We start from the raw sequence: 10682 nt of genomic DNA on the forward strand, positions 1-10682 counted from the left end.
TGAAAGCCTCTATAATGTACACTTTGGATGCACACCCCCTCACATTGGGTAGGTTTGTTTATTGGGGTGAGTGGGGTGTGCATCTATACACTAATAAACAGACATACTAAAATCATTTATTAAATGCAAAAAGAGATTCTATATTACCTTTTAGCTCTGTGGAATCACTCAATATCCTTTTTTTTAAATCATCAATTATTGTAATCATTTCATCAGGGTACGTATTACCAGTCGTTTTTTTAAACATCAATATTCCAAAGGCTTGGTTATAAAATCCAGATAGTCGATCAAAAGAATCTTTCATACTTGGTGGATATGATATCTTCCATCTGCCAAGTGATGTAAGTTTTGAGGATAACTGGAATGTCTCATAAATATGAGTGATAATTTTGTTAGTTAGTATGTCGAACTTTGGATCTGTTGTATTAATAGATATTACATCAAAGTAAATCCTTTGAATATTTAAAACTTGTAAATCATACTCTCCCATAATATCTGTTACAAGATTGAAACCTTCTTCATTTTGCTTGGTATGAAACCATTTCGGTGCATTTCTGTATGCGAGCCAAGCAATATATAAAGTTCCAAATGAGGCTGTTGTTCCACCGATTGCAGCAAAGGTACTTATCCACTCAAAACCTTTTATATCAGATAACAGAATTTTGATGAGAAGTACAACTTCTACTATTACAAGTAATATCGTTATAAGTATGAGAATGTTAATTAGTTTTTTCATGGTAAATTATATTCTGTATTTCTTGATTATGTTAATAAAATTTCATCAAAGCACTATTGATGTTTAAAAAAACTGCCAGTGTTTAAACTGGCAGGTAGCAACTATTATTCATAAATAAATTGAATTACTGATTTTAGTTTGGTTTCACATATTGTATTTAAAGTAATTGTACCATCTAAATATGCTCGTACTCGTTTCCAAGCATTGAAAGGTTTACCTCCATCTGATGGAGCATTCCCATCGATTATAGGGTCCCATAGTAAATGCTCAAATGTATCATCTACACGAAACACTCTATCAGTACCAACTATACTTTCAATTTTAGCATTTGCACGATAAGCATTGATCGCCGATATTTGACTAATTTGATCTTCAGTCATTCCTTTTCTATCAGTATCATGAACGACTTTAAATGGAATATTAAGTTTTGATAGAATTCTTGCTATCGCAGGAATTGTCCATTTGCCACCCGCTGAAACGATTGTGGTATCTTTTACTAATTCTGTAGATATTCCAAATTTGTCACATAACTCTGAAGCAAATCGGAGTATTGCAACCTCTGTATCTCCCTCAACTACAATAACTCTTTTAGCAAAAAATGCTTCACAGACAGTAGGATGGAAATCTAATGCGGCTCGTAGCATTTCCCTTTCATCATAAGATTCATCGACATGGAAAATGCTATCATCTATTTCATGAACTGTCCTAGTACCCTCATACGTATCCTTAATCAATTTCAGAGATGATGGGTTTTCTGCAATATCGATTAAGAATGGCGAATGTGTACTAACGATAACTTGACAGGCAGAATTTGTCGATTTCTCTCTAAGTTTATCTCTCAATAATCTCATTAAATGTGGATGGATATATAGCTCAGGCTCTTCATAGAGAATAATTGTTGATCTTTGAGAAGCGGTTACTTCGAATAATGCATTAGATTCTAGCAAAGCATAAGCTAGTGCTCGCTGAACTCCGCTACCTTGATATTCTAGTTGTGTTTCAAGTTTATCTTCAATGACTAATGTTGCCGCTTTCATTAACGCTGCATTAATATCAATTTCCGTTAGGCTTAATTTTACTTTGGATTTCAAATCCATTACCTGATTAAGGGACTCAGTAATAGATTCCATTAATTCATGCAGCCCTTCAATTACTTCACCATCAACTTCCCCTTTCATTTTCTTGTGTAATAGGTCAAGTGAGGAAGTATATTGCGTAAAAGATGGATCTGACTGTAGAACTGGATAAACTCTATTGGAAAATAAGAATCCAAAAGGAGTACCCTTTTGTGATTTAAGGTCATCCTCAATTTTGAAACAAGCTGGTATATATAATACATGGGGTAAGGCTTGTTGAAGACTGTTTTTGAAATTTATACCATCAGAAGTCCAACACAGAGAAGAAGAAACTTTTTCAGGATATCTTTGCTTAATCAATCCAATAACGTCACTTTGCATATCCTTGTAGCTTTTAGCATTATTACAATCAAGTTCATTAATAATTTCTAATAACCACGGAATATGTCTTGCAGCGGTTATAGCTGTTGTATAGTCCTCGATATTTTCTTTGCTGTAAAATGCTTCATAAGTAGGAATACCCATGCAATCATTGTCATGATCCCATTTTGTTCTAACTCTAATACTGAGTTTCCCTTCATGAACTAGATTAGAAATAGCGGGTTTGGCTCGTTCAGTATCTTGAATATCAGAAAAAATACCAGTAATGACCATTTCATCAGTACTAGCAGTACGATATGGCCAATCTTCGGATGTAGGGTTTGTGGTATCTACGAGAATTTTAATAGCTTTTAGGATTGTAGATTTTCCAATATTGTTCGAACCAATTAAAGTTGTGAAATTTTCAAGGTTTATAGAGGCAGAGGATATACCTCTAAAGTTTTGTATATCAATGCGAATTAGTTTCATTTTTAAAATCACAGTATGAAAGGTAAGTGATTAATAGCATGAGCCGAAAAATAAAGCACTAACTTTTATTAAAAATGTGATGTGTGTTCATTTCAAAAGTAGATATTATTATGTTGATAATAATTTACATGGATTATCAATTTGTAAACATTAACATCATGAATTCTGTAGTTTTATAAAATAGTGATTAACTAACTTTAAATTACAGAAATGCCAATTGGCATGATAGTAAATACATTAATAATGAGATTAATCTAGGTTCCTCTTAGACACTGGATAATTCGCGAGTTTTCGCCCACGCATTAATTTACATATATATGAAAAATAAATGCATACCCGCACCGCACTTAACAAAGTACTACCCCAATTTCATTATTAGTGCAATTACAGTTGTGATTGGCGGGGCAGGGGCAAATCTTGAATACAGCATAAGATCCTTTTAGTATTTCAGTAACATATGTATCCATTTTATCAATCTCTGTAGGTTTACAATTTAAATGGAAACCAACAAAAAAAGAATTGCGGATTTTATATTCACAGTCAATGATGGATTGTATTTTTAACTTATCGTGTTCTAAACCTCTCTTCAGTGCTGCGATGCTCTTAGTACATTTAAATTCAATAAATATAAAACCATCGTTAAGTGATTTGTTTTGACAAAGAATAATGTCTACTTTTGAAAGCCTATTCTGTGGGAATAAAAATGGGTCGAGATAAGCAGTCACTTCCCGCTTTACTTGAAATCTTTTGGCTGCAATAAATTGTTCAAATTCTATTTGAAGCCATTTTTCCCAATCATTAATTCTATTATCAACAATGTAATGTAATCTTTTTCTTATGTCTTTATTTTTAAGGAAACTATTTAATAAATTAATAACAAGCTCAAAATCCATTTTACGGTCGTGCATTATTAACTCTCAATAAATAAAGGATGATAAATGAAAACATCACTTAGAACTTTAGCAAAACAATATGGATATGATGAATCAACTGTGCGTTCTTGGGTATTAAAAGGAATGCCAATGGATACGGATTATAACACAAGAAAGTGGATTGTGGAGAATATTTTAAAACCACTCCGTAATACTAACATCAAAGAACAGATTGAACAGGAACGATTACAAAAGCTAACTACCGAAAGACAATTAGCAGAATTGGAATTACAGGAAAAGTTAGAGCATGTTTTGAATACAGAATACGTGGAACAAGTACTAACCGCATATCTATATCAAATAAAAACTACTATTCGAAGTATCCCCAATAAGATTTATCTAGAACTATTTGCAATGACTGACGCGAAAGATTTACGCGACCGATTAAAGGAAGTAATAGACACGCATCTTTATCAATTGGGTGAAATGGAATTTGAATTACCAGAGGATGAAGAAATATTAGATGAACAAGAACAAGAAGAAACTAACGACATTACTACAGAAAGTACTACCGACGATCAAACCCCCGAAGATACAGAGAACCAGTGATTGGATTAAAACTGGCGGTGTGATGAAGCTGGTGGATGGGCCTAATATGGGGTTAGATTTTGTCCCATTTCCCTTTCAGTGCTTGCCTATGGATATTGCACAGGAAAGAAGCACTAAGAAGATCGTAATTCAGGCATGTAGTCAACTTTTGAAGACACAGGTCATGACGGCAATAGCCATGAACAAAATGTCAAATGACCCCGCAAACTTTGCATTTGCTTCAAGCTCAGCAGATGAAATCAAAAAATTTAGACTTGGTAAATTCATGCCAGTAGTTGAAAGTTCTCCTGTACTCTCTTCCCTCGTCACTGATAAAGCAGATAAGAATGCCGCTAATAACGCCAAACAGACACAACTACAAAACGGTACTTTTATCTATTGGCTGAACCTTAACACACCCGGAAACCTTAGAGGGATTACGTGTAGTACAGTTCTACTTGATGAAGTATCAAATGTGGAAATAGGTGCAGAAGGAAACCCAATTAAACTTTGTGAGGCTAGAACTTCCACATTCGGAGAGGACGCGTTAATTGTAGTTGCGAGTACTCCACTATATAAGAATGATCTAATTAACTCAGAATTCAACCTAAGTGATAAACGCTATTGGTTCGTTACACATTCATGTGGTCATGAATATAAATTTGAATGGGAACAAGTTAAGTTTCAATTTAAACAATTAGAGAATGGTAGAGCTATTCCAGATTCAACTACTGCTAAGTTAATGTGTCCTCATTGTAATAAAGAAATCGATGAACATACAAGACACCAGATGGTAAACAAGGGGCGATGGATTGCCACTAATCCAAATGGTGAAAAGGGCGTAGTAGGTTTTCAATGTAGCCGTATGATTAGCCCCCTTAATACTATTGAAGAAATGGTAAGTAAGTACGCCGATGCATTGTACTCGTTTAATCTTCAAACTTTCTATAACAATGAACTAGGTGAAGTTTATGAAAACGAATATGAAAAAGAAATTGATATCATTCAGTTAGAACAGACACGCGATGATTCATTTAACTTACATAATATTCCAGAAGCATTAGGAATTTGTATTGCCACAGACCAACAATTAGATAGATTAGAATCTACTGTAATTGCCTTTGATGAAAAGAATGTATGGGTACTTGGTCATGAATTTTTCTATTCACATGACTGTACTAAGATTGAAGCACCTGCATGGAATGAACTAGATAAATTCTGTAGACAGGATTTTAAAACCCCATCAGGCCGCACCATTCCAACGCTAGCGGTATTTGTGGATTCATCGAACGGTAACGCCACGGAAACGGTTAAACGCTTCACAGGACGTTGGGCGAAGTATCACCCAATCAAGGGTAGTAGTTCTACCACATCACCATTATTCAAAAAGTCTACTGAAGCTGGTTATAAACTACAGATCCTAAATGTTCATGAAGGCAAGTTAACAATACGTAAGCTACTAAACCATATGTTAAGTGATGAACCAGATTTAGCACCAACGCAATTACATTTTAGTAGTTCACTACCCCATGATTACTTTGATCAATTAACCGCCGAAGAACTAAAACCACGTGGTGGTAAATTACAATGGCGACTTAAACAAGGTCAAAAAAGAAACGAGGCATTGGACTGCTTTGTGTATTCTTTAATTGCACGTGAGTATGCAGTAAGTAAATTAGGTACACACCAGCCATATAGAAAACTTAGAGAATTTAGGGCATCAACTAAAGAGCAAATGCAAGTACAGCCAGTGATAAATAAAGAAGAAACCAAACCAGAACCAGAACTAAAATCACAGATTAAAGCACCCCCAAAAAGGACGGTACGCAGAACTGGCGGTACAGGATGGTTCGGCAAATAAGGAAATAAAATGGCAAATATTTTACCAGAGAAAATCTATATGACTATGAACCCATATGATTTTCATGTAATGATGCCGCCACATTCTACCCTTGTAGTTAATTATCTAAACAGCGGTAATAGTACATCAATTGATAATTTTAGTACCACATCGGAAGCAACACTAATCACATTTAAAATTGATGGTCCGAGTGATAAGGTATTTTGCATTCTATTTGATAACGCAAAGGGTACTAGTACTAATTTTGTATCAGAACTAATTGATCCAAGTAAGTACACTACAGAATACTCAAAACTAATATCAATGATTAAGGAACTTGATGAAGTTATTGAAACTAAAATAGCTGGTGGTGGCGTATATTCAACAACAATTAATAATAAAACACTAATTAGTGAGACACTTACTAACCTAGAAAATATGCGTATCCGTTATATTAAACGTGCAAATGCATTATGGGCTAGTATGAACGATCAGCCCGTAAATGGAAATGGTAAGCCGTTTAAATCTGTAACCGTTTTTCGTGATCCTAATTATCCTAATAGATGGGGAACACGATAATGTTTTGGAGAAAAGCAAAAACCGAACCTGTACAAATCAAACCACAAGCAAGTAAGAAACGTTTAATAGATAAACCATCGGCAAACCTAAAACGAGATTTACAGGCGGTACGCGGTATGAGTACTCCCGTAATTTCATTTGGCTTTACGTCTGGTACAGGTTCACAAAATATCAATAACTTGATCCGTTGGTTCCTTAGTGATTGGCGTAATTCATCACGTGAAGCAATTCTAAAGAATCCATTGGGTTCTAAATATATGAATCTATCAGTGGATGGCGTTATAGGTGCTGAAGGTGTTTATGTAAAACCTTCCCCAACTGTAGAATCAATGGATGAAGATCAACTACAGGAACTAAGTAATAAACTTGAAAAACGTTTTGATCGTTGGGCATATGATGCGGATCGTTTTAGTCTTGATGGACAATTAACCTTTGATATTTTCCAACAAACTGTAGAGAAAGTACGTGTACAGGATGGTGAATGTTTTATACGTATTCATAACGTTAACGGTACTATTAAACTTGAAATTATTGATGCCGCACGACTAACACAACTTAATAACCAATGGCTAGATAATGGCAACTATATCAGTAATGGTATTGAATTTGACCAAAATCATAAACCAGTAAATTACTATTTCTGTATCTATAACCCAATTACATATACGTATGATGCAACGGCATTTGAAATTATTCCGGCTAGTGAGATTTGTCATTATTTCATTCCTCAACAAATGGGACAGGAACGCGGAATTCCAGACATGATTAGTACAAGCAAGACTATGGAAGATCTAAAGAATTTCACTGAAGCGGCATTAATTGCTAAACGTGTCTCAGCGTCAACCACTGCATATATTACGAATAATAATAATGATACAGACCAAGTAGAGTTAGTAGCTGGTGAAGAGAATTCAACGGCAACATATACGGAATATCTTGAAGCGGGTGCAGTGTATGAACTTGGTAAAAACCAAGATATTAAGACTGTAAACCCACAAGCGGGTGTAGATCGTATAGGTGAATTTACAAGTGAACTAATGGATCAAATTTCAATGGGCTTGAATGTTACTAAGCAATCCCTAATGGGATCTACTGCCGATGCTTCATTTAGTGCTGCAAAGTTGGCAGAACGCCTACAAGCCACAACCTTTAGAACCCGTACTAATGTACTAATCAGTAAAGTACTAAAACCAATCTATCTAGCCTGGATGAAGAATGAAATGCTAAATAACAATAGTCTTAATCTATCTTTTTCTGATTTCGATGATCTTGTTTGTGCTCGTTATATTCCAGTAAAACCAATTTCCCTAGATCCTACAAAGGATATTCAGGCTGAAATTATGCTACTAGATGCAGGACTAAAATCTAAAACTCAGATTATTAGTGAAATGGGTGGAGATCCACGCGTGATCTTAGAGGAAATAGAAAAAGAAAAACAAACAAATAAGGAAGAAGATTCAAATGGATTTGAAGAAACTCAAACAAAAGAGGGAACTGACTATTCCAGTAAGGGCAATTAATGAAGATGCCCGTACTATTGAAGTAGCTTTTTGTTCAGAACAACCTGTAAGCCGCATGATCGATGATGAATTATATTATGAAATTCTCTTGTGTGGTGAAGAAAACGTAGACCTACGCCGACTTAATAATAAAGGTGCTGTACTTTTCAATCATGACCGAGACAAATTACTTGGGGCAGTAGTTGAAGCCCGTATGGATTCGGATCGCGTAGGACGTGCAACACTAAAAATTAGTAATGTAGGTCTTGGTAATACCATGTGGGGAATGATTCAGGAAGGAATTCTATCTCATATTAGTATTGGCTATAACATCTATGATTACCGCATGGACGGTAACAATATTATCGTTACTAACTTTGAAATTTATGAAATCTCCCTAGTAACTGTACCCGCAGATGAAACAGTAGGTATTGGTCGTGCATTTGGTTGTGATGATCAAATGCGTGATGTACTAGAGGAAGAATTAGAAGAAGCCCATGAAGATGAATCACTAAATAGTAATGAGAATACTATTGAAGAGGAAAGACTCATGGAAGAACAAGAGGGCATGGAAGAAACCCGCCTAGATAATGAATCATACGACATTAAAGAAACTCTAATTGTTGATAATGATGAAAATGGTGGCGTAGCTAACATTGAACTAAGTGATGGTGAGTTAGAAGAACTAATTTCTAAACGTCCAGATCTTTTAAAGAAACTACAAGCGGGTATCGAACCCGATCAACTAAATAGTACCGATCCAGTAGAAGTAGAAGATAAACGTGATGTGGGCGAATTCGAAGATGCCGACGGGAAAGCAGAACATCCCGAAGATATGGAAGATAACGCCGAAAAAGAGCGTAAGCGTGAATTAACTTCAATTGGTCATGTACTTAATGTGGATGTATCAGAAGCAATCGCTAAAGGAATTAGCGTATCTGAATTCAAACGTTCACTAAATACAAATAATAATAAATCTCCTAACGTTAAGGATAACAAAATGGAAAAATCTGTAATTAATGGTCTAATTCGTTCAGCCGCTGAAGGTAAACCATTTGAAGGGCAACGTGTAGACGTTCCAGTAAATCAACTAGTACGTGCAACTTCTACCGCTCCAGCTACTGGCGGTGCATTGGTTAAAGAAGTATATGTAGATTCTTATATTGATGTACTACGTGCAAACTCTATTTTCGCACAACTACCAATTCAAACTTATTCCGGTCTAGAGGGTGAAGGTAATCTAGTACTACCTAAACTATCCAGCGACTTTACAGCAATGTTTGATTTCATCGCTGAAGGAGCTAATTCTCCAGAAGTAGATGCAAACTTTGAAAAATTAACGCTTTCACCAAAAACTTTTTCCGGTTCCGTTCCACTAACCCGTACTCTAATTAAGAGTGCAGATACCGCAGAGCGTTTTGTACAAGATGCTATGGTACGTGGTGCAGGTCTAAAACTAGAAAAGAAAATCCTAGATCAAATCGTTGCATCAGCACCAAGTGACACACTAACCGCAGCACCTTCACAAGAAGATGTACAAAATGCACTAGGTAAACTAGCAGCAGCTAATGTACGTGTAGATTCTGTAGTTGCAATTGTACACCCAACTACCGCAGCTATTCTACGTAGTACTTTAGTTGGTGCGAATACCGCAGCAAAATATATGATTGAAGGTTTTCGCTTTGAAGCATGGCTATGTGATTCTGTACGCGTTATCGAATCTACTCAAGTTGCAGCAGGTCAAGTAATCTTTGGGGACTTTAGTAATGTTGTACTCGCATCTTGGGGTGGCCTAACTATTGACCGTGATGATACTTCCCTACGTGCAAGTCAAGGTATTGTACTACGTACCTTTGCATATATTGATCATGCCGTAGCACATGACGAAGCATTTTATGTAATGAAACTAGCGTAATACTTTTATGAGGGCATTTAGTGATAAACAAACAGATGTATTTCTAGATGCCTTTGGTGAAACTATCTCAATTAACGGGGCGACATTTACGGGCATAGTAGATGTTCGCCCCGTTGTCATTGATAGCGGCACAGAAGGACTAATAGAAAGTACAGAAACATTTATTTCAATGAAGTCAGTGGAAGTAACTACACATGGAATTGAAATAGATTCAATCGTAAAAGTAAGAAATATCAATTATACAGTTTATAACATCTATGATGATTTGAGTGGAGTTACTGAAGTATATGTACGCCCAACTGTAATTAATAACTTTGGGGGTTAACATGGCCTTACTCAGTGACGTAAAGAAAACAATAAAAAACAGTTTAGAGAACATTCAACCAATCCGTAAAGCAATGAAAATTCAAGCGGGTAAGGAAATGTTTATCTTGGTATCGGTAAATCAAAGTTATGGTTTAACTAATTACGGTACTAATCGCCAAACGGGAACATTCAACTTTGAATTTCTACTAGTACCGGAAGCAGATAGTACACCTCCAGCAGATACATTTTCTGTAATTATGGAGTACTTCCAAAATACTACATTAAAGGAATTCAAAACTAATAATGTAACACTAATTTCATATGCATTTGATAGTGGCGAGTTAGTAACAGATCCTACAACTGGTTATGTTTCCCTTTCGTTCTCCATAAATATTGTAGCAACGCAGAAACAATAAGGATGA

The 10682-nt window shown here is 35.6% G+C and carries 10 protein-coding genes; 7 read left to right on the plus strand and 3 right to left on the minus strand.

The features are described 5' to 3' along the window. Positions 1–112: 112 nt before the first annotated feature. The 3 genes from OGV52_RS05735 to OGV52_RS05745 form a co-directional block, all read right to left on the minus strand. Complete coding sequence (locus tag OGV52_RS05735; protein ID WP_089669761.1) at positions 113–736, minus strand: hypothetical protein; 624 nt, start codon at positions 734–736, stop codon at positions 113–115. Between the two features lie 104 nt (positions 737–840). Then, a complete protein-coding gene (locus OGV52_RS05740; protein ID WP_089669759.1) occupies positions 841–2661 on the minus strand; it encodes an ATP-dependent nuclease in 1821 nt (606 codons plus the stop codon). A 347-nt stretch (positions 2662–3008) separates the two neighbouring features. Continuing rightward, a complete protein-coding gene (locus tag OGV52_RS05745) occupies positions 3009–3569 on the minus strand; it encodes a hypothetical protein (protein WP_089669757.1) in 561 nt (186 codons plus the stop codon). Between the two features lie 30 nt (positions 3570–3599). Here OGV52_RS05745 and OGV52_RS05750 point away from each other — a divergent pair, with 30 nt between their 5' ends. From OGV52_RS05750 to OGV52_RS05780, 7 genes are read left to right on the plus strand one after another with little or no spacing between them, the layout of a single operon-like run. Beyond that, positions 3600–4142, plus strand: coding sequence for a hypothetical protein (locus OGV52_RS05750; protein ID WP_089669755.1), 543 nt, complete (start codon positions 3600–3602; stop codon positions 4140–4142). A 22-nt stretch (positions 4143–4164) separates the two neighbouring features. Then, a complete protein-coding gene (locus tag OGV52_RS05755) occupies positions 4165–5982 on the plus strand; it encodes a terminase gpA endonuclease subunit (RefSeq protein WP_244566468.1) in 1818 nt (605 codons plus the stop codon). 9 nt (positions 5983–5991) lie between these two features. After that, a complete protein-coding gene (locus OGV52_RS05760; protein WP_089669751.1) occupies positions 5992–6540 on the plus strand; it encodes a hypothetical protein in 549 nt (182 codons plus the stop codon). Continuing rightward, a complete protein-coding gene (locus tag OGV52_RS05765; protein WP_287108218.1) occupies positions 6540–8060 on the plus strand; it encodes a phage portal protein in 1521 nt (506 codons plus the stop codon). The genes OGV52_RS05760 and OGV52_RS05765 overlap by 1 nt, the downstream gene beginning before the upstream one ends. Then, complete coding sequence (locus OGV52_RS05770) at positions 8002–9954, plus strand: phage major capsid protein (protein ID WP_089669747.1); 1953 nt, start codon at positions 8002–8004, stop codon at positions 9952–9954. Before OGV52_RS05765 ends, OGV52_RS05770 begins: the two co-directional genes overlap by 59 nt. A 7-nt stretch (positions 9955–9961) precedes the next feature. Further along, positions 9962–10279, plus strand: a complete 318-nt coding sequence (locus tag OGV52_RS05775) for a hypothetical protein (protein ID WP_089669745.1) — start codon at positions 9962–9964, stop codon at positions 10277–10279. Between the two features lies 1 nt (position 10280). Beyond that, positions 10281–10676 carry a hypothetical protein gene (locus OGV52_RS05780; RefSeq protein WP_089669743.1) on the plus strand — a complete coding sequence of 132 codons (396 nt, stop codon included), beginning with the start codon at positions 10281–10283 and terminating at the stop codon, positions 10674–10676. Positions 10677–10682: the final 6 nt, after the last annotated feature.

The sequence above is a fragment of the Citrobacter sp. Cb041 genome, assembly GCF_030336655.1.
GTDB lineage: Bacteria > Pseudomonadota > Gammaproteobacteria > Enterobacterales > Enterobacteriaceae > Citrobacter > Citrobacter braakii.

Coding starts and splice junctions, on each gene's coding strand:
- OGV52_RS05775 (WP_089669745.1), top strand. CDS start 9,962: ATGAGGGCATTTAGTGATAAACAAACAGATGTATTTCTAGATGCCTTT.
- OGV52_RS05740 (WP_089669759.1), bottom strand. CDS start 2,661: ATGAAACTAATTCGCATTGATATACAAAACTTTAGAGGTATATCCTCT.
- OGV52_RS05770 (WP_089669747.1), top strand. CDS start 8,002: ATGGATTTGAAGAAACTCAAACAAAAGAGGGAACTGACTATTCCAGTA.
- OGV52_RS05750 (WP_089669755.1), top strand. CDS start 3,600: ATGAAAACATCACTTAGAACTTTAGCAAAACAATATGGATATGATGAA.
- OGV52_RS05760 (WP_089669751.1), top strand. CDS start 5,992: ATGGCAAATATTTTACCAGAGAAAATCTATATGACTATGAACCCATAT.
- OGV52_RS05765 (WP_287108218.1), top strand. CDS start 6,540: ATGTTTTGGAGAAAAGCAAAAACCGAACCTGTACAAATCAAACCACAA.
- OGV52_RS05780 (WP_089669743.1), top strand. CDS start 10,281: ATGGCCTTACTCAGTGACGTAAAGAAAACAATAAAAAACAGTTTAGAG.
- OGV52_RS05745 (WP_089669757.1), bottom strand. CDS start 3,569: ATGCACGACCGTAAAATGGATTTTGAGCTTGTTATTAATTTATTAAAT.
- OGV52_RS05735 (WP_089669761.1), bottom strand. CDS start 736: ATGAAAAAACTAATTAACATTCTCATACTTATAACGATATTACTTGTA.
- OGV52_RS05755 (WP_244566468.1), top strand. CDS start 4,165: ATGAAGCTGGTGGATGGGCCTAATATGGGGTTAGATTTTGTCCCATTT.